Raw genomic sequence first — 19041 nt, 5'->3', positions numbered from 1 at the left:
ATTACTTGCGAGCGATATTGAGCAGGAATTCGGCATTGCCGCCGGTCTTGCGCAGACCGTCCAGCATCAGGTCCAGGGCGCGCTGATCATCGAGTTCGGAGAGCGTGCGGCGCAGTTTGCTCACAGCCGCGTGTTCGGCGGGGGTGTGCAGCAGATCGTCTCGGCGGGTGCTGGACCGGGCGATATCGACGGCCGGGTAAACGTGGCGGCTTGCGAGACCGCGGTCGAGTTTGAGCTCGGCATTGCCGGTGCCCTTGTACTCCTCGAAGATGACCGTATCCGCGAGCGAACCGGTCTCGACCAGTGCGGTGGCGATAATGGTGAGCGATCCGCCGTGCTCGATATTGCGGGCCGAACCCAGGAACTTCTTGGGCGGCAGCAGTGCGGTGGCATCCACGCCCCCGGACATGATGCGGCCCGACGCGGGTCCGGAAGTGTTGTAGGCGCGGGCGAGCCGGGTGAGCGAATCGAGTAGTACTACGACGTCGCGGCCCTCCTCGACCAGGCGCTGTGCGCGTTCGATGGCCAGCTCCGCGAGCGCGGTCTGCTGGGCGGGGGAGTGGTCGAAGGTGGCGGCGATGACCTCACCGGGAACGCCGCGGGTGAATTCGGTGACCTCCTCGGGGCGTTCGCCGATCAGCACCAGCATGAGATGCGCCTCCGGGTGATTGGCGGCGATACCGTGCGCGATCGCTTGCAGCACAGAGGTTTTGCCCGCCTTGGGCGGTGCGACGATGAGTGCGCGCTGCCCCTTGCCGATCGGCATGATCAGGTCGGTGACCCGGGTGGTGAGCTTGTTCGCCGTGGTCTCGAGCCGCAGCCGCTCATCGGGGTGGATGGGGGTGAGGTCCGCGTAGCGCGGACGGGATTTTGCTTCGGCGACGGGACGTCCGTTCACCGTATCGACCCGAATGAGCGGAGCGAGCTTGCCGCCCTTGGCATTCGGTTGTGCCAGTCCGGCGATGTCATCGCCGCGGCGCAGTCCGTGTTCGCGAATCAGATTGTTCGGGACATGGACGTCACCCGGTCCGGGCAGATATCCACCGTGGCGAAGTACCGCCGTATGTCCGGTGATATCGAGGATTCCCGTTGCGGGAGAGAGTGTTTCGATGACCTCGAGGCCGAGGTCGGGATTGATGGTGGTCATGCGGGTTCTCCTGAGGAAGATATGGTGAACCGAGTTCGGCTATACGACAGCGCAGGAGCTGGATCGACAGCCGTCAGGCTGGATTCGAACTCGGGAGGGAAGAAATCCGGAGGGAGGGACTGACGTCAACCTGCATCCTCGAGACTGCGACTCCATCACCGTACGCCCCGTTCGAAATCCGTGCAAGAGCGGGGGTGGAACAGGGCCCGTGACCGGGGCGAACGCTCAGGCGGGCAGGCCGGTGATGATCGGCAGCAGGTAGCGGTGCGCGAATTCCCTGAGCTGTGAATCGGTCTCGAGCTCGAGGGCGGCTTTGGGTAGCAGGATCAGTGAATGCACGATGCGGCAGGCGATTTCGGCGCGTGCGGTGAGATCGCTTGCGGGAGCAAGGAGTTCGCGATCGACGGCGCGTTGCAGGGCATGTGCGGTGGCGGCGACCGCCATGGTGAAGATATCCGCCCCGTCCACGCTGAGCTTCATGACGACCCGTTCGGGCTCGAGCATCAGCATGCGTTCGGCGACCGGGTGCGCGCGCCAGCGCTGCAGCACCGTCATGAACATATCGGTGACGAGGTCCTCGATATTCCCGTGTCGTTCGGGAATGAGCGCCAGCTCGGCCAGGACCAGGGCAACCTCGCGGCTGAAGACCGCGGTCACCAGATTGTCGCGGGAGCCGATCCGGCGGTAGACGGTCACCCGATCCACGCCCGCCTCCCGGGCGACGTCCTCGATGGTCGTCTTCTTCACTCCGACCCGCTGGAACTGGAGCAGGGCGGCGTCGAGAATCCGGGTGTTGTCATCGGCCGTGGCACGGCTGGACTGGGGTTTCGACGCGGTCGGCACAGTTCAACGCTAGCAAATCGAACGAGTGGTGCAACATTTGACTAGATTTTGTTGCGTGCAACATTGCCATGGAATTTGTTGCACTGTACCGTCGGGTCATGGTTGAGCAGGACGGCGCAAAGACGCGCCAGTACCGTGAGCAAGCGCATGCCATCGCCGCCCGCGATGTGCACTTCGACTTCGAATCCGTTCCGCTGCACTACATTCCGGGTGAGGTGCTGGCCACCCACATTGTGAACGTCATGCACCTGGTGCTGCCGGAGGGTGAGCGGGCCATGGCCGGGGCGCTCGCCGAGGCACTGCCGTATATCGACGACGACCGGCTGCGCGAGGAGGTCACCGGCTTCGTCGGCCAGGAGTCCATGCACGCCAGCAGTCATGAGGGCGCACGTAACCACCTGCGCGATATCGGCCTCGATGTCGACTCGTACGTGCGTGCCATCGCCTGGCTCGTCGACCGCGTTCTGGGCGACCACGGCCTCACCGGCCGGGCACGGGAGGAGTGGCTCAAGGAGCGACTCGGCCTGTTCGCCGGTATGGAGCATTACACCGCGGTCCTCGGCGAATGGCTGCTGGAAGCCGATGTGCTCGAGTCCAAGGGTATGCACCCGACCATGCTCGATCTGGTGCGCTGGCACGGGGCCGAGGAGGTGGAGCACCGCAGCGTCGTCTACGACGCCTACATGCACGTGGACGGCGGATATGCCCGCAAGGCCCGTACGGCTCTGCTGGCCAGCGCCACCCTGCTCCCGCTCTTCATCGTCTCGACGGGCTACCTGTACCGCAAGGATCCGAGCCCGGACAAGGGCCGTTTCTGGGGACTGCAATTCATCAATGCGACGCGACGCGGCGTAATCCCCAGCTGGACAGTCTTTTTCAAGGAGATCCCGCGCTATCTGCGCCCCGGCTTTCACCCTTCGCAGCTCGGCCCGATGGATACGGCGCTGCGCTACCTCGCCCATTCCCCCGCTGCCCGCGGGGCCGACTCATGACCGCCCCCTCGGCATCCCGGCATGTTTTCGGCCGGGATGCGCACACCCCGGCCGTAGGTCTCCGGCTACTGGGCGGCGTGCTGGACGCGTACCTGAAGCTTTTCGTCAGCGGTCCGGCCGCGCCTGTGCTGTCGCGTCCTAATCCGGTGCGGCGCAGCGGATTCGAAATAGATGTGGTGGTCGGAGAACGGATCCGCGAGGCCGATGATGTGGTGAGTCTGACGCTGTACCGGGCGGGCGGTGGGCCGCTCCCGGTTTGGCGGCCCGGTGCGCATGTGGATGTGTTCCTGCCCTCGGGACGGCACCGGCAGTACTCGCTGTGCGGTGATCCGGCGGACCGGGATCGATATCGCATCGCGGTCCGCCGGATTCCCGGCGGCGCCGGGTCGGCGGAGCTGCATGATGCGTTGCGGGTCGGGGACCGGCTGCGAATTCGCGGTCCGCGCAATGCCTTCACGCTGGTGGACGCGCCGTCCTATCTGTTCCTGGCGGGCGGCATCGGTATCACGCCGATCCTGCCCATGGCGCGGGCGGCGGGCGCACGCGGACAACTCGTGTACACCGGGCGCTCGCGGGCGAGCATGCCGTTTCTGAACGAGCTCGGCTCTGCCGAAATCGCGTCTGCGCGAATACTTCCCGATGACGAGTGCGGTGCCCCGGAGGTAGCGTCCATTCTCGCCACCGCCGAACCCGGTGCGGCCGTGTACGTCTGCGGTCCGCCGCCCATGCTGGCCGCCGCACAGCGGTGCCTGTTCGAGCTGAATCCGACCGGATCGCTGCATACCGAACGATTCTCGGCGCGGCCGGTGCTGGACGGACGCGAGTTCGATCTCACCTTGGCGCGCACCGGAACCACCCTGCGGGTCGGTGCCGAGGAGACCGCGCTGGCCGCCGTCCGGCGCGCGCTGCCCGATGTTTCGTACTCCTGTCAGCAGGGCTTCTGCGGCTCCTGCGAGGTGGGCGTCCTGTCCGGGGCGGTCGATCATCGTGATCGCCTGCTCACCGAATCCGCACGGGCGCGACGCATGCTGCTGTGCGTCTCGCGCGCGGCGGGCGATCAGCTCGTGCTCGACCTGTGATCTCGAAGGGAATACAGCGGTAATGACCACAGTGGTCGAACACACGCCCATCGCCATTGTCGGCGCGGGCTTCGGCGGTATCGGATTGGCGATCAAGCTGCGGGAGGCCGGATTCGAGGAGCTGGTCATTCTCGAGCGCGCGCCTGATCTGGGTGGGACCTGGCAGGCCAATACCTATCCGGGCGCCGCGTGCGATGTGCCCTCGCATCTGTACAGCTTCTCGTTCGCGCCGAATCCGAACTGGTCCAGGACCTATGGCCGGCAGCCGGAGATTCTGGAGTATCTGCGCACCGTGGCCGTCGAGCATGATGTGCTGCGGTATATGCGTTTCGGCGTCGAGCTGTTGGATGCGCGCTGGGACGGGGAGGAATCCCGCTGGCGGATCGAGACGAGTGACGGCCCGCTCACCGCGGACTTCCTCATCTCCGCGACCGGTGTCTTCGCCGAGGCCAAGTATCCGGATCTGCCCGGCTTGGATACCTTCGAGGGCAAGACATTCCACTCCCTGCACTGGGATCACGAGCATGATCTGACCGGTGAGCGGGTCGCGGTCATCGGCACCGGCGCGTCGGCGGTGCAGTTCGTACCGGAGATTCAGCCGCTGGTGGACAGGTTGCTGCTGTTCCAGCGGTCCGCGCCGTGGATCGTGCCGCGCCTGGACCGCGCCACATCGGGCCTGGAACGCTATGTCCTGGAGCGTATTCCACTGGCACAGCGGCTCATTCGCGGTGGCTTCTACTCCGCGATCGAGGGCTTCGGGCTGATCTCGCTGGTCGATCAGCGCTTCCGGCACCCCTATGAGGCGCTGGCGCGGTGGCAACTGTCGCGCCAGGTGCGCGATCCGGCGCTGCGGGCCAAGCTGCTGCCCGACTATGTCATCGGTTGTAAGCGCGCCATCTTCTCCGATGCCTATCTGCCCGCGCTGGACAAGCCCAATACCGAGGTGATCACCGACGCCATCGCCGAGGTCCGGCCGCACTCGATCGTGCTGCGCGATGGTACCGAGCATGCGGTCGACACCATTGTCTTCGGCACCGGATTCACCTCCATCCCAACGGCTTACGACCGCTTCATCGGCTCCGACGGTCGCAGCATCGCCCAGCTGTACGACAGGGAGCCGCAGAGCTATCTGGGTGTCGCGGTGGCCGGGTTCCCGAACTTCTTCTGCACCCTCGGCCCGTTCGGGGCGGCCGGGAACCAGTCGGCTATCTTCATGATCGAATCGCAGATCACCTACATCGTCGATGCGCTGACCATGTTGCGCCGCAAGGGGGCCCGCCGAGTGCAGGTGCGTCCCCGCGCCCAGCAGGCTTTCCTCGCCGAAATGGCTTACCGCAGTACGACGACCGTCTGGCTCACCGGGGGATGCCAGAGCTACTACACCACCGCCGACGGCCGCAACGCCGGGTTGTATCCGAACTGGAGTTTCGAATATCGCCGTCGCACGGCGAGATTCGACAGCGAGAACTATGAGGTGACGCGATGATGACGCGACTGCTGGGCCTACTGTCTCCCGAGCGCCCCGGTCACCGGGTAGCCGGACAGACCGTGCTCATCACCGGGGCCGGGCAGGGCATCGGCCACGAACTCGCGGTGCTGCTGCACGAGCGGGGCGCGCGGGTGGTGCTGGTCGATATCGACGGTCATGCCGTGGCGGCCATCGCACATCGCCTCGGTGACCGCGCCCTGGCCGTCACAGCCGATGTCACCGATCGAGAAGCCATGCGCCAGGCCGTGATTCGCACCGTCGCACACTTCGGCACCTTGGATGTGGTGGTGGCGAACGCCGGTGTGGTACCGCGCCCGGCGACCCTGCGCATAATGGACGGCGCCGATTTCGATCGCGTTATCGACATCAATCTCACCGGCGTGTTCAATACCGTGCGACCGGCGCTCGACCACATCGTCACCGCGCACGGGCACGTCGTGGTGATCTCCTCGTGCGCCGCGTTCGCACCGGGGATGGCGGGTGCGCCGTACATGATCAGCAAGGCGGCCGTGGAACAGCTCGGTCGGGCCCTGCGCGTGGAGCTGGCCCCCTTCGGCGCCACGGCCGGGATCGCGTACTTCGGCATCGTCGACACCGATATGACCCGCGCGACCCTGGACCGCGATGAACTCGGCCGCGACCTGGACGATCTGCTGCCCTGGCCGCTCAACGTGCGCATTACCGCCGCCCGTGCCGCGGAGGTGATCGCCGACGGTATCGAGCGGCGCGCGGCTCGCACCATCGCACCGCTGGGGTGGGAGCCGTATGCCCTGTTCCGGGGCCTGGTGAATGTGGTGCTGGATCGCGCACTCGCCGCGGACCCCCGGGTGCACGATCTGGTGCGCCGGGCCGAACAGCGCCGGGTGCGTTCATAGCCGATGCGGTCGGATCTGTTCGCTGTCGAAAACCCGGGCGCTCCGGATAAATAGGCAGGCAAGCCGCATTTCGGGCATGTCGCCCGGACCGCTGCGTAGCCTGGTTCCCATGAGCGATGCCAAGGATTTCGGATCGGAATTGGCGGGGCTGTCGGACGCCGAGTTGGCGGCCGTGGTGGTGACGGCCACGCAGGGGCGCGCGGGACTGGCCGCATTGCACGCGGTGGCCGAGTCGGTGGCGGCCACCCTCGGTCATGCACCGAATGTGATCGATGTGACTCCGGACACCGACGAGGAGGCGTTCGCACCGCCGCCATCTGTCTCGGACACATTCGAGCAGGTCGGGGGCGGTCCGGTGGTGACCGGAGTGCCGGTACCTCCGGCGGGTATACCGACCGCTCCGGGGATCGGCGGTTATACCGGCTCCGGCGTCCCTACTTTCGAGTCAGTTCGCGATAAGGTCGAGCAGCGCTACGGCACCGCACAGGGGATGGGCGAGCTCGATCGGCAGACACCCGTGGGTCGTAGCGTCGAGGAACAGTGGGACGCGCGGGAGAAAGCCGCGCGGGAGCGTCTGGAACAGATTCGAAAATCGGTGCACGGCAACGATTCCGACTGAACTCGGCGGTCCCTTCTTGATGATGGGTGGAACCCGATGACCGAGCCGCGCGAAATCGCCGAACGACTGCTCGACCTGCAAGTGGACTTCGTACTCGCCGAGGTGACCGGCGATCGCTTCGCCGAGGTGATCGGCCGCGATGTGGAGGCGGTGATCGGCGTCGCCGACACCATTATCTTCCGCGATGTGGTCGAGATCGATCAGGCCAAGGAAACCGTCGCCGATGTGATCAATCTGATCGGTGGCAGCCCGGTACTGGGTGAAATGGTCGGCGCGCTGGCCAATTCGCTGTACACCGATATCGCCAGCAATAACGACTACACCCTCGGTGACGTGGTGGAGCGTGAGCCGGTGGAACAGCTGCTGGAGAAGATCTTCGGCATGCATCAGGCGCAGGAGCGCATCCTGGAGCGGCTCACCGAAAGCCCGCTCATCGCCACCGTCGCCGCGAAATTCGTCGACAAGCTGATCGACGACTTCATGGAGAGCAATCGCCAGATGGCGAACAAGATCCCGGGCGTGGGCTCGCTGGTCTCGTTCGGCACCTCCGCCGCCAAGCAGGCCCGTAAGGCCGCCGAGAAGGCCACCGGTGACGGCACCTTCCTCGGTGAAATGGCCGGTAAGGGCGCGCAATTCGCGCTCAAGCGGACCAATAACGCGATTCGCGAAATGCTGCGGGACGCGCCCGTGCACGATGCCGCCATGGAGTTCTGGGATCTGCACGCGGGTGAGCCCGTGAGCGGATTGCGCGAATACCTCTCGCAGCAGGAACTGCACGATCTCGCGCTGATCATCTACCGCATCGCGCTCACCACGCGCGAGAAGGAGTACTTCGGCGTCCTGGTGGATCAGGGGGTCGAGGTGTTCTTCGAGAAGTACGGCGATCACACGCTCGCCGGGCTGCTGCCCGAGCTCGGACTCTCCGGCGCGGATATCGGCCGCGAGATTCTGCGCTACGGTCCGGCCGTGGTTGCGGCCGCCAAGCGTAATGGTGTGCTGGCCAAGCTGATTCGTGAGCGTCTGGAGCCGTTCTTCCTCTCCGACGAGGTCATCGCCGTACTGGCGGAGGCCACCAAATAGCAGCTCGGCGCCCGGGCTCGCCCGGGTGCCACCAACACTGGAGGCGCAATGAAACTACCGATCACCGGTGAGCGCCTCACAGTGTTGTCGCCCGGCCCCTACGTAATCATCTTGGGCGCGGGTGTTTTCGAGATTCACATCGAGGGCGAGCTGGTGGTGCATCGCGCCGCCGGTTCGACCTCGCACCGGCTCGCCGGAGAGGCGCGCCCGGAGGATCTGTCCACCGCGGTGGATGGCGTAATCGTCGCCGCCACAGTCGAATCCAGGGGCGAGCTACGCATCGACCTGGATTCCGGACACCGCATCGTGGTGGAGCCCGACCAGTACTTCGAGGCCTGGCATGTGACCGATCCCGGCCGCTATCTCGTGGCGTGCATGCCGGGTGGCGAATTGGCCGTGTGGTCCCCGGAGCCCTGAAATCGTGTGCCCGGTTCCTGTCCCCGGTCGCGGATAAATTCGCTATCTCCCTGCGGCTCAGCCTGTTAGCGTTGATCTCACCGACGACGAAAGGAATGGCGATGACCGGCAGCACCACCTCCGAACGCTATTCCTATGAGTCATCAGAGCGCTGACCGCGCTCCGACTCTTTCGTATTCACACCATCGCGGGGGCGCGGAGCCTGGTGGCTCAGCCTGTCTGTAAAACAGGTGCGCGAGCAGGTAGGTTCGATCCCTACCGCCCCCACCGCATTTCGCGTTTCGCGAAAGTGCGGCGCAGTCGCTCTGCTGGTAACGGGCAGCCTGACTTTCACTCAGGACCTCCGTCGGTTCGATTCCGACCTGCGTCACGGCCTCGTGCTCCGCTGGATTGGGCGCCCTGGTTCTCAGCCAGGACTACGCGGGTTCGATTCCCGCCGGGGTCACCATTTTTCACCATGGAAAGCAATGCGGACCGGCGTCCGCCACCGCCTCGAAAACGGCAGGTCCTCCGGGAGGGGGATGGGGGTCGGCACCTCTGCTTTCCGCCAGGTATCACCCGGAAATCGGGGCACCCGTGCCGTGTCGGCGCGTACCCGCCGGGGGTTCCCATGCGGACATGGCGGCGGTGGCGACGGCTTCCAGGTCGGCGCGGGAACACCTACCACTGGGCGGGTGTGCCGTGACCGCGGTGTTCTTCACCTCGACCAAGACGGTCGCGCCGGTTGTGGCCGAGGTCGCGGCGACGGCCGGGTGATCACTTCCCGGTGGCTCGGCTCAGGACGGCCACGGGGAATTCGCGGGGGCTCAGGGCGCGGTAGGTGGCGAAGTCCGGGTACCCGGCTACCAGTGTGCGCCAGTGCTTTTCGTACTCTTCGTCGTCGGTGACGATGCGGACGTCGACGGGCCAGGTGTCGGGGCCGACCTGGACTCGGGCGGTGGGTTGGGCGGCGAGGTTGTGCCACCAGTTGGGAGTGCCGGGATGGCCCCCGTTGGAGCCGCAGACCAGGATGTCATCGCCGTCGCGGACGAGCATGAGCATGACGGGGCGGGGTTCGCCGGATTTGCGGCCGGTGACGATGAGTTGGAAGACGGGTTTGCCCTGGAGTTTGTTGCCGCGGGTGCCGCCGGAGCTGGTGTAGACGCGGCTGTTGCGGCGCGCGAAGGCGCGGGCGGCGAAGCCCAGGTAGATGCTGGAGTAGTGGTTGAACCGGCCGCTCAGGGTGAGGTTGCCGGATTCGGAGGACTTGCCTGCCATCTGTTTTCCCATGCTCTGCCCGTTGTGTCGCGGCTCACTTTACATGGTGTCCAGTGAGTCGCCGGGGCTCAGGGTTTCAGCTTTCGACGTGGTGCCGATCAGTTCACGCAGGGGATGCTGCCGCCGATGGTGGTCGTCACCGGCTTGCCGTTGTCGGGAATATTCGAGGTGCTGGTGGCCGCGGACTTCGACGTGGTGGTGGTCGTCGTGGTCGAGCTGGTGGCGGTGGGATCGAGCGTCTCGGGAATCTCGAAATCGGTGCCCAGCACCAGCCTTATCTGCCCGGACCCGAGCGTGGTGGACGCGGCGGGGGTGACACTGCCGCCGAGCATATCGGCGAGCGACTGGGCGTCGGTATCGGCTCCCGCGCCGTAGTAGAGCACGGTCGAGGTCCCATCCGAATAGGTGGCATTGCCGATGTCGCCGGGCGTGAATCCCTTGTCGCCCAGGCTCTTCGACACCTTGGCGGCCATACCGGGCGTCCCGGTCGCATTCACCACATCCACGGTCGAGGTGGGTGTGGTGCGCGGTGCGGCGGCGACGGTCGGCTGCTCCACTCCGAACGCGGCGCGCACCTCTTTCTTGATGGCGGCCGGATCGATGATGTTCACATCTTGGCCGTCGACGGTGTCGTAGCGCAGTACCGGCAGCGTCCGGAACTCCACCGACGGCGAATCGGCGCGCCCCAGTGTGGTGATGAAATCGGTGAGGCTCCAGCCGTCCGAGAGCACCACATCGCGGTGCGCCACATCCATCAGCGCCTTCATCTTGCCGATATTGGTGATGGTCCCGGAGTCCTTGAGCTGTTTGGAGACCGAGGTCAGGAACGCCTGCTGGCGATGCGTGCGGTCGAGGTCGCCGTTCTCCAGCCCATGCCGCTGCCGCACGAAGGACAGCGCGTTGGCGGCGTCGAGGTGCTGTGGCCCGGCGGGGAATACGGCACCGGAGAAGTAGCTGTCGTCGACGGCGTGATTGAGGCACACATCGACCCCGCCGAGCGCGTCGGCCAGATGGTAGAACCCGACCAGCGATACCTCGGCGAAGCGATTGATCGGCACCCCGGTGAGTGATTTGACCGCCTGCACGATCGAGGCGCGCCCGGCCTCGCGGCCCTGGCGCTCCAGCTCGTTCTTATCGGTCATGCCCTGCGCCTTGAGCTTCTCCTCGGCGTAGAACTTCTTGAGGCCGTACGCCTCTTTGATCTTGATGTGGTCGTATCCGGGAATCCCGCTGGCGGGCACATAGTCGTCGCGCGGAATCGAGAAGGCGACGATCGTCTTCAGATCCTTCGGAATGTGCACCAGGATCAGTGAATTGGCGTTGTATCCGCCCTCGGAGCCGTCACCGGCGTGCAGCTGATCGAGAATGTCCTTGGGCAGATCATTGCCATTGAGATCTTTGCGGGTGTCCAATCCGATGAGCAGAATATTGACATCACCGCCCAGCGAGGCTCGATCCTCCTCGGAGATGACACCGGTCTTGGTGAACCCGTTGTCCAGGCTGGTCTCCCCGTACCAGGCGACCCCGGTCACCCCGATGACGCCGACGGCGAACAGTGACATGAGCCCGCGCCCGGCATAGCGCATGCGATGGCTCTCGCCGGAGCGGCGATGCGAAATCGGCCCGGCCCGCCGGGTACGGCGCGGCTCGGGCGTAGGCGTCTGCGCGGCTCCGTGAACCCCGCCGGAGCGGTAGACGGGCAGCTGCTCGGTGTCGTCGTCGTACATGGCTCTGTCGAGTCTGCCGGAGCCCTCCCGACTTGTCACAACGTGCGGGCTCCGGTCTCAGCCGCGTCTCAGTTTTCGACGATGGCGACGGCGTCGATCTCGACCAGCATTTCCGCGCGCGGCAGGCCGGTGAAGACGGTCGTGCGACTGGGCAGCACACCGCCGAGCGTGTACTTGGTCACGAAATCGCCATAGGCGTCGTTCATGATCGGGAAGTCCTCGCGCTTGGTCAGATAGACGCGCAGCATCACCACATCGTCGAAGCTGGCGCCGCTCGCCTCGACAATGGCCTTCACGTTCTCCAGGGTGCGGGTGGTCTGTGCGGCCACATCACCCGGATGGAGGTACTCATTGGTGACGGGGTCGACCGGACCCTGTCCGGAGACCTGGACGAACGGACCCTTGCGCACACCCTGGGAGAAGGTGTGCGCGGGTGCGGGGGCCTTATCGGTGCGGACGGCGATCTTCTCGGTCATGAACGGCCTTTCATTTCTCGGGGGTGGGGCTCCAGCCCAGTTCGGTGGAGACGGCATCGGCGGCGGCGCGCACCCGCGGCAGCATGGCGAGCACCTGGTCGTGGTCCAGCAGCATGTCCGGCACCGACATGGACAGTGCGGCGACGACCGCGCCGGTGCCATCGCGAATCGGGACGGCGACGCAGTTGATGAAGCTCTCGTGCTCCTCGTGGTCCTCGGCATACCCTTGGGCCGCAACGAGTTCCAGCTCGGCGAGGTACTGCTCGGGAGTGCGGATGGTGCGGTCGGTGAAGGCTTTGTACTCGAGGCCCTCGGCGAGCTTGCGCCACTGTTCGCGCGGCAGAGCCGAAACCAGCACCTTGCCGACCGCGGTGCAGTGCAGGGCGGCGGGACGGCCTATGCGCGAATACATTCGGACGCTGTGCGTGGCATCGAGTTTGTCGATGTACACCGCCTCACCCGATTCATAGGTGGCCAGGTGCACGGTCTGACCGGTCGCGGCATTGAGCGCGGCCAGGTGCGGTCGCGCCGCGGTGCGGACATCCCGGCCCTCGAGTGAGCGATTGGCGAGCTCGAAGAGCTTGGAGCCCAGTCGATATCGATGCTCGCTGTCGTGGGTGACGAAGCGTTCGCCCTCCATGGTCTGCAGTAGCCGCAGCACGGTGGATTTGTGTACCCCGAGCTGGCCGGCCAACTGGTCCAGGGATTTCGGCTCCTCGCCGAGTTGGGTGAGGATGGTGAGGGCGCGCAGCAGGCTCTGGCTCATGAGCTGACATTCTCGGGGATGGGCTGGGCCGGGCTGTAATTCAATTCCGCCCATTCGGAAACAGTGGCGGCGGAGCGGGATTCGAGCATGTGCAGCGGGGGCAGTTCGGCGACGTCGCCGGTACCGGTCAGCGCGGCCGCGGCGCACAGGTGTCCGAAGCGCAGTAGCTGTTCATGGGGGCGGCCCTGTAGCAGCGCGGCGAGGTAGCCGCCGGCGAAGGCATCGCCCGCGCCGATGCGTTCGGTGACGCGCAGGCGCAGCGCGGGCACCTCGAGGGCCTCATCGCCGATATAGCCGGTCACCGAATGTCTGTCGTTCTTGACGATCAGATGCCGGGGTTCGGGGAAGAGTGCGCGCAGCTGCGCGGCCCGGCCCACCCCGAAGACCTCCAGGGCCTCGTCCGCGCCGAGGAACACCACATCGCTGCGGCGGATATGGCGGGCCAGGATCTCCGCGGCGGGCTCATCGCGCCGCTCCCACAGGGCCGGGCGGAAATTCAGGTCGAAGCTGATCAGCCGCTGCTCGCGCGGTCGCGCCAGCAATGCCTCGGTGAACGCGGTTGCCGAGGGTGACAGTGCCGGGGTGATACCGGTGAAGTGCACAAGATCGGCGGTGTCGAGCAGCCTTGCCGTGATGGCGAGATCGCGCGGTCCGAGGGCGCTGGCGGCGGAACCGGTGCGGTAGTACAGCATTCGGCTCGCCCCGGCGGCCAGGTCGTCCGGGCGGGTGGAGCCGCTACCGCGTTCCTTGACGTACATACCGGTCGGCCGGGCCGGATCGATGGTGACGGCGGAGGTGTCCACCCCGCGCTCGGCCAGATGCCGCACCAGATAGCGGCCGAAACCGTCATCGCCGACCCGTGAGACCCAGGCTGTCGGAACGCCGAGCTGTGCGAGCACGGTGGCCACATTGGCCTCGGCTCCACCGGCCCCGCGCTCGAAGGTGTGCGAATCCTCCAGCGGGCCGGGCTGCGCAATGAGTACGGCGAGTCCCTCACCGATGGTGACCGCGCGTCGGGTCGCCTGGATCACACCAATCTCCTTCGAGTGGTTGCGGCTTTCGGCCATGGCATGCAGAATAACCACGGCGAACACAATACGCAACAATCGTTGCAGATTATGCAATGCCTTTAGGCTATGAATCGGCCGATCGGATTCGGAAGGAGCGTCGTGGCCCTCGACAACGATGTCGTCGCAGCACTGCATGACCGGAGGCTGGGAGCGGAGCACAAATCGCTCCCGCCCACCGCCTGGGGGCTGACGGTGCGCGAGTATCTGGCCACCGCACCGTATTTGGACCAATTGCAGACCCCGGTGCTGACCGTGGACCGCTCGGCCGTGGACTCGAATCTCGCCGTCATGGCGCAATGGGCTGCCGCGCACGGGGTTCGGCTGGCACCGCACGGCAAGACCACCATGTCACCGCAGCTGTGGGGTGAGCAGCTGGTGGCCGGGTCGTGGGGGATCACCCTCGCCACCGGATGGCAGGCACAGGTGGGTCGCTGCTTCGGTCTCGACCGCATCATGCTGGCCAATGCCCTGGTCGACCCGGCCGGATTGACTTGGGCGGCAGCTGAATTGGCGCGTGATCCCGACTTCGAGCTGTACAGCTGGGTCGATGGCGTCGGAACCGTCCGGGAGATGGAGCGGCACCTGCGATCCGCGCCCGCCGGGGTGCGACTCTCGGTACTGGTGGAACTCGGTGGGCCGCACGGCCGTACCGGGGCGCGCACGCTGACCGAGGCGCATGAGATCGCCGACGCCATCCACGAGTCGGATCGGCTGATTCTCGCCGGTGTCGGCGGTTACGAGGGTGCGCTGGCGCACGACCGCACCCCGGAAGGTCTTGCGGCCGTTCGTCATTACCTCGACGAGATGGGCGTCCTGCACAAGGAGCTGGTCGCACGGGGCCGCTACGCGGGCCGCGCGATCATCACCGCCGGTGGCAGTGCCTATCCCGACCTGGTGGTGGAGCGACTCGCCGGACTCGCGGATGAACAGGGCGCACACGGGGTTCCGACCACCGTGCTACTGCGCTCGGGCGCCTATGTGATCCACGATGACGGTTTCTACTCCGGCATTTCCCCGCTCACCGCGGGCGGTGCGTCGTTGACCGGCGATGCCCGCCCATTGCGTTCTGCCATGCACGGCTGGGCGCGCTGCGTCTCCCGGCCGGAGCCCGGCCTGGCGCTGCTCGACGCGGGTAAACGGGATCTGCCATTCGATGAGGGGCTGCCGGTCCCGCAACTCGTTGCGGGACCGGCGGTGAAACCACTGCCCGAGGGCGCGACGGTCACCAAACTCAATGATCAGCACGCCTTCCTGCGTTGGAACGGCGGCGATGCCGAATCGGTTCCGGCGGGTGCGGTGGTGCGACTGGGGCTTTCGCATCCGTGCACGGCCTTCGACAAATGGCGGCTCATCCCGGTGATCGATGACGCGGGGGCCGAACGGCCGCGCATCGTCGACTTCCTGCACACCTTCTTCTGAGCGGACTGCCATGGCCGACTTACTGATTCGTGATATCGACATATTCGACGGCACCGGTGCGGACCGCTTCCGGGGCGATGTGCTGGTGGACGGCGGGCGGATCGTGGAGATCGCCGCGCCCGGTACGCTCACCGAGGCCGATCGCATTGTCGATGAGGGTGAAAGTCTCGCGCTGGCACCGGGTTTCATCGATATGCACGCACATTCGGATCTGCATCTGCTGACCGAGCCGGGGCATTTCCCGAAGCTGAGTCAGGGCATCACCACCGAGGTCATCGGGCAGGACGGGTTGTCGTACGCGCCCATCGACGATGCCGCGCTCGCGGTGGTGCGCCGTCAGATCGCCGGCTGGAACGGCAATCCCGCCGAGCTCGACTTCTCCTGGCGGACCGTCGCCGAGTACCTGGATCGCCTCGACTCGTCGGGCATCACGCCCAATGCCGCGTATCTGGTGCCACAGGGCACCCTGCGGTTGATGGTGGTGGGCAGCGAGAAGCGCGCTGCCACATCGGACGAAATCGACCGTATGCGTGCGCTGCTCGCGCAGGGTTTGGCCGAAGGCGCGGTCGGCATGTCCAGCGGGCTCACCTACACGCCCGGAATGTACGCGGACACTTCGGAACTCGCCGCACTGTGCGAGGTCGTCGCCGAGCACGGCGGCTTCTACGCACCGCACACCCGCTCCTACGGTGCGGGCGCGCTGGAGGCGTACGCCGAGATGATCGAGCTGTCCCGCCGCACCGGCTGCGCCCTGCACCTGACCCACGCCACCATGAACTTCGGCGTGAATCGCGGCCGCGCACCGGAATTCCTCGCCATGGTCGACAAGGCCCTGACGGACGGCTGCGATATCAGCCTCGACACCTACCCGTATCTGCCCGGCAGCACCACACTCTCGGCGCTGCTGCCCAGCTGGGCCATGTCCGGCGGACCCGATGCCGCGCTCGCACGCATCGCGGATCTGCCGACCCGGCTGCGAATTGTGGCCGATGTCAATGAGAACGGCTCGGACGGCTGCCACGGCGTCACCGTCGAATGGGAGACCATTCAGATCAGCGGTGTCGCCAATCGCGACCTCGACCGCTATGTCGGGCGCACGATCACCGAGATCGCCGCCGAACGCGATATGCCGCCGGTCGAGGTGTTCTTCGACCTGCTGACCCGAGATCAGTTGGCCACCACCATTCTTCAGCACGTCGGTGATGAGGAGAATGTGCGCGCCATCATGCGCCATTCCCGGCATATGGGTGGCAGTGACGCGCTGCTGGTGGGGGAGCGGCCGCATCCGCGCGCCTGGGGCACCTTCCCGCGCTACCTCGGCCACTACTCGCGTGAACTCGGTGTGCTCGGCCTCGCGGAGTGCGTACATCACCTCACCGGCCGTCCCGCACAACGACTTCGGCTCGGTGACCGCGGACTCGTCCGCGCGGGCTACGCCGCCGATCTCGTGCTCTTCGACCCGGGCACGGTGGCCGATACCGCCACCTTCGAGAACCCCAAACAGCAGGCGCGTGGCATTCCATACGTCCTTGTCAATGGCGAATTCGCCTTGGACGCGGGCAAACCCACCGGGGTACGCGCCGGTCGCGCCCTGCGCATGAATTCCGTTCGGAAGGAGACCCGTTGACCTCCGCCATGGATGTCATTCGCACCGATCGCGTCCTCACCGTGGTGCGCGCCCCGCGGATCCCCGATCCGGCGGCGCTGGCCCAGGCCCTGGCCGGATCCGGAATCCGGGCCGTGGAGCTGACTTTCACCACCCCCGGTGTACTGGACGCACTGCGCGAGGCCGCCGACTCCGGATACGGGGTGCTGGGCGCGGGCACCGTGCTCACCGGTGATCAGGCCGCCGCCGCCATCGACAGCGGCGCACGCTTCCTGGTCACCCCCGGCATCCGCGAAGGGGTCGCCGAGGTCGCGAATCGGCGCGGAATCCCGGTCGTCATGGGCGCTTTGACGCCCTCCGAGGTCATGCGCGCCCTGGATCTGGGCGCCGCCGCGGTCAAGATCTTCCCCGCCCGCGTGTTCGGGCCGGACTACTTCAAGGACCTGCGGGGCCCGTTCCCCGAGGCGCAGCTGATCCCCTCCGGCGGGGTCAACGCGGGCAATGCCGCCGACTTCCTCGCCCAGGGCGCGGTAGCGGTCACCGCCGGAACCGATGTCGTCGCACCCGCCGATGTCGCGGCGGGCCACTGGGCCGAAATCGCCGCGCGCGCGGCATCGTTCGTTCGATCTCTGAACTGAGAGGTACACCATGGGCGCCACAGTCGACTGGCTGCGCACCACCACACCAGGACTGCTGGTGCTCTGCGGACTCGCCATCGCGGTCCTGCTGTTCACGATCATTCGCGTCAAACTGGAGCCGTTCATCGCACTGCTGCTCGTCAGCCTGGGCTTGGCTCTCGCGGCCGGGCTGCCGGTGTCGAAGATCGTGGGTTCACCGCTCAAAGCCGGTGATTCACTGCTGGAGACGGGCTTCGGCGGAATCCTCGGGCATATCGCGGTCATCATCGGCCTCGGCACCGTGCTCGGCGCGATCCTGGAGCGATCCGGGGGCGCGGATGTGCTCACCGATCGACTGCTGAAGATCTTCGGCGACAAGGGCGCTCCCGTCGCCATGGGTCTGCTCGGTTTGATCTTCGGTATTCCACTGTTCTTCGATATCGGCATCTTCGTGCTCGCGCCGCTGGTCTACGTTGCCGCCAAACGCGGTGGCGGATCACTGGTTCGGTATGTGCTGCCGCTGGTCGCGGGTCTGTCCATGACGCACGCCTTCCTGCCGCCGCACCCCGGGCCGGTCGCGCTCGGCGGGCTCATGGGGGTGAGCCTGGGCTGGCTGATTCTGGTCGGATTCATCTGCGGTATCCCGGGATTCGTCGCCGCGGGCATTGTGTGGGGCAGCTGGATCGGCAAGCGCGTCATGGTCGAGGTGCCGGAGGAGTTCCTGGTCGCCGAGGCGAACAAGGCAGCGGCGCAGGCGCATCAGGTCACCGCGGGCAAGGGTGACGGTCCGGGTACCACCACCGCGGTCGCGGTACAGCGTCCGCCGTCGGTCGCGCTCATCGGTGGCATTATCGCCATTCCGCTGATCCTGATTCTCGGTGCGACCTTCGGCAGTCAAATGCTGCAGGCGAATTCGCAGCCCCTCGAGGTGCTCACCTTCCTCGGCACACCCGCGGTGGCGCTGCTCATCGCGGTACTGATCGCCTTCTACGTGCTCGGCATTCGGCGCGGGCAGACCGTACAGGAGCTCGGCGCGCTCACCTCCGAATCACTGCGCCCGGTGGGCATGCTGCTGCTGGTCGTGGGTGCGGGCGCGTTCTTCGGAAAGGTCATCTCCGCCACCGGAATCGGTTCGGCGCTGGCCGAGACCATGTCCGCCGCCGGGCTTCCCGTCATCGTGCTGGCGTACATCATCAGCTGCGGGCTGCGGATCGCGCAGGGGTCGGCGACGGTCGCCATTGTCACCACGGGCGGCATTGTCGCGCCGCTGGTGGTGGATCACGGGTACTCGCAGTTCTCGCTGGCGCTCATCGCCATGGCGATCGCGGCGGGCTCGATCATTCTGAGCCACGTCAATGACGGCGGATTCTGGATCATCGCCAAGTACTTCAATATGACGGTCAAGCAGACGCTGCAGACCTGGACCGTGCTGGAGACGATTCTCTCGGTGGTCAGTTTCGCGGTCGCCGCATTACTGTTCGCCCTGGTCGCATAGCGTTCCGACCCTCGCACTCGGTGGGCCCACCGGACCCCACTGTGAATGAGCTTGCACAGTCGTGCAT

Annotated in this window: 18 protein-coding genes, 3 tRNA genes and 1 pseudogene; 15 read left to right on the top strand and 7 right to left on the bottom strand. The window is 66.2% G+C overall.

All coding sequences use genetic code 11. The features are described from left to right. Nucleotide 1: 1 nt before the first annotated feature. Together rho and OHB26_RS36535 are read right to left on the bottom strand one after the other, a co-directional pair. Nucleotides 2-1108, bottom strand: a pseudogene (gene rho, locus OHB26_RS36540) (transcription termination factor Rho); the annotation flags it as partial. A 264-nt stretch (nucleotides 1109-1372) separates the two neighbouring features. Further along, nucleotides 1373-1990, bottom strand: coding sequence for a TetR/AcrR family transcriptional regulator (locus OHB26_RS36535; protein ID WP_330181800.1), 618 nt, complete (start codon nucleotides 1988-1990; stop codon nucleotides 1373-1375). A 98-nt stretch (nucleotides 1991-2088) separates the two neighbouring features. Between OHB26_RS36535 and OHB26_RS36530 the strand changes: the two genes are divergently transcribed. From OHB26_RS36530 to OHB26_RS36480, 11 genes are all read left to right on the top strand, one after another. Further along, nucleotides 2089-2982 carry a metal-dependent hydrolase gene (locus tag OHB26_RS36530; RefSeq protein WP_330181799.1) on the top strand — a complete coding sequence of 298 codons (894 nt, stop codon included), beginning with the start codon at nucleotides 2089-2091 and terminating at the stop codon, nucleotides 2980-2982. Further along, the gene (locus OHB26_RS36525) at nucleotides 2979-4061 is read left to right on the top strand and encodes a PDR/VanB family oxidoreductase (protein WP_330181798.1); all 1083 of its coding nucleotides are present in this window, start codon (nucleotides 2979-2981) and stop codon (nucleotides 4059-4061) included. Before OHB26_RS36530 ends, OHB26_RS36525 begins: the two co-directional genes overlap by 4 nt. Nucleotides 4062-4083: 22 nt before the next feature. Beyond that, on the top strand, nucleotides 4084-5547 hold the full coding sequence (locus OHB26_RS36520; RefSeq protein WP_330181797.1) for a flavin-containing monooxygenase: 1464 nt from the start codon (nucleotides 4084-4086) through the stop codon (nucleotides 5545-5547). Continuing rightward, on the top strand, nucleotides 5544-6425 hold the full coding sequence (locus OHB26_RS36515) for an SDR family oxidoreductase (RefSeq protein WP_330181796.1): 882 nt from the start codon (nucleotides 5544-5546) through the stop codon (nucleotides 6423-6425). Before OHB26_RS36520 ends, OHB26_RS36515 begins: the two co-directional genes overlap by 4 nt. A 109-nt stretch (nucleotides 6426-6534) precedes the next feature. Then, nucleotides 6535-7044, top strand: a complete 510-nt coding sequence (locus OHB26_RS36510; protein ID WP_330181795.1) for a PspA/IM30 family protein — start codon at nucleotides 6535-6537, stop codon at nucleotides 7042-7044. Between the two features lie 36 nt (nucleotides 7045-7080). Further along, entirely contained in the window at nucleotides 7081-8124 is a 1044-nt protein-coding gene (locus tag OHB26_RS36505) for a hypothetical protein (RefSeq protein ID WP_330181794.1), read from the top strand. A gap of 48 nt (nucleotides 8125-8172) precedes the next feature. Continuing rightward, nucleotides 8173-8541: a DUF6188 family protein gene (locus OHB26_RS36500; RefSeq protein ID WP_330181793.1), complete on the top strand. Its 369-nt coding sequence runs from the start codon at nucleotides 8173-8175 to the stop codon at nucleotides 8539-8541. A 189-nt stretch (nucleotides 8542-8730) separates the two neighbouring features. Further along, nucleotides 8731-8808 (top strand) — tRNA-OTHER (locus OHB26_RS36495). Between the two features lie 26 nt (nucleotides 8809-8834). After that, nucleotides 8835-8911, top strand: a tRNA-Glu gene (locus tag OHB26_RS36490). A 1-nt stretch (nucleotide 8912) separates the two neighbouring features. Next, nucleotides 8913-8989: transfer RNA gene (locus tag OHB26_RS36485), tRNA-Glu, on the top strand. Nucleotides 8990-9159: 170 nt separating this feature from the next. After that, nucleotides 9160-9297 (top strand): hypothetical protein, encoded by a 138-nt coding sequence (locus OHB26_RS36480; RefSeq protein ID WP_330181792.1) that lies wholly within the window; start codon nucleotides 9160-9162, stop codon nucleotides 9295-9297. Here the strand turns inward: OHB26_RS36480 and OHB26_RS36475 are convergent, their stop codons facing one another. The 5 genes from OHB26_RS36475 to OHB26_RS36455 form a co-directional block, all read right to left on the bottom strand. After that, nucleotides 9298-9798 (bottom strand): nitroreductase/quinone reductase family protein, encoded by a 501-nt coding sequence (locus OHB26_RS36475; protein WP_330181791.1) that lies wholly within the window; start codon nucleotides 9796-9798, stop codon nucleotides 9298-9300. It abuts the gene before it with no gap. Nucleotides 9799-9896: 98 nt separating this feature from the next. Continuing rightward, complete coding sequence (locus tag OHB26_RS36470; protein WP_442943064.1) at nucleotides 9897-11384, bottom strand: LCP family protein; 1488 nt, start codon at nucleotides 11382-11384, stop codon at nucleotides 9897-9899. Between the two features lie 209 nt (nucleotides 11385-11593). Continuing rightward, entirely contained in the window at nucleotides 11594-12001 is a 408-nt protein-coding gene (locus tag OHB26_RS36465) for a RidA family protein (protein ID WP_330181789.1), read from the bottom strand. Nucleotides 12002-12011: 10 nt separating this feature from the next. Further along, nucleotides 12012-12767, bottom strand: coding sequence for an IclR family transcriptional regulator (locus OHB26_RS36460; RefSeq protein ID WP_330181788.1), 756 nt, complete (start codon nucleotides 12765-12767; stop codon nucleotides 12012-12014). Next, on the bottom strand, nucleotides 12764-13852 hold the full coding sequence (locus OHB26_RS36455) for a sugar kinase (protein ID WP_330181787.1): 1089 nt from the start codon (nucleotides 13850-13852) through the stop codon (nucleotides 12764-12766). The genes OHB26_RS36460 and OHB26_RS36455 overlap by 4 nt, the downstream gene beginning before the upstream one ends. Nucleotides 13853-13903: 51 nt before the next feature. On the opposite strand from OHB26_RS36455, the gene OHB26_RS36450 reads away from it, so the two are divergent. The 4 genes from OHB26_RS36450 to OHB26_RS36435 are packed head-to-tail and all read left to right on the top strand — an operon-like array spanning nucleotide 13904 to nucleotide 18974. Continuing rightward, nucleotides 13904-15256 carry an amino acid deaminase gene (locus OHB26_RS36450; protein WP_330181786.1) on the top strand — a complete coding sequence of 451 codons (1353 nt, stop codon included), beginning with the start codon at nucleotides 13904-13906 and terminating at the stop codon, nucleotides 15254-15256. Nucleotides 15257-15266: 10 nt separating this feature from the next. Further along, nucleotides 15267-16883: an N-acyl-D-amino-acid deacylase family protein gene (locus OHB26_RS36445; RefSeq protein ID WP_330181785.1), complete on the top strand. Its 1617-nt coding sequence runs from the start codon at nucleotides 15267-15269 to the stop codon at nucleotides 16881-16883. 8 nt (nucleotides 16884-16891) lie between these two features. Next, nucleotides 16892-17500: a bifunctional 4-hydroxy-2-oxoglutarate aldolase/2-dehydro-3-deoxy-phosphogluconate aldolase gene (locus OHB26_RS36440; RefSeq protein WP_330185893.1), complete on the top strand. Its 609-nt coding sequence runs from the start codon at nucleotides 16892-16894 to the stop codon at nucleotides 17498-17500. A 10-nt stretch (nucleotides 17501-17510) separates the two neighbouring features. Next, a complete protein-coding gene (locus OHB26_RS36435) occupies nucleotides 17511-18974 on the top strand; it encodes a GntP family permease (RefSeq protein WP_330181784.1) in 1464 nt (487 codons plus the stop codon). Nucleotides 18975-19041 lie beyond the last annotated feature (67 nt).

It is taken from the genome of Nocardia sp. NBC_01503 (assembly GCF_036327755.1).
Taxonomy (GTDB): domain Bacteria; phylum Actinomycetota; class Actinomycetes; order Mycobacteriales; family Mycobacteriaceae; genus Nocardia.
The sequence above is the reverse complement of the archived record's forward strand: the minus strand, read 5'-3'. Positions and strand labels throughout refer to the sequence as shown.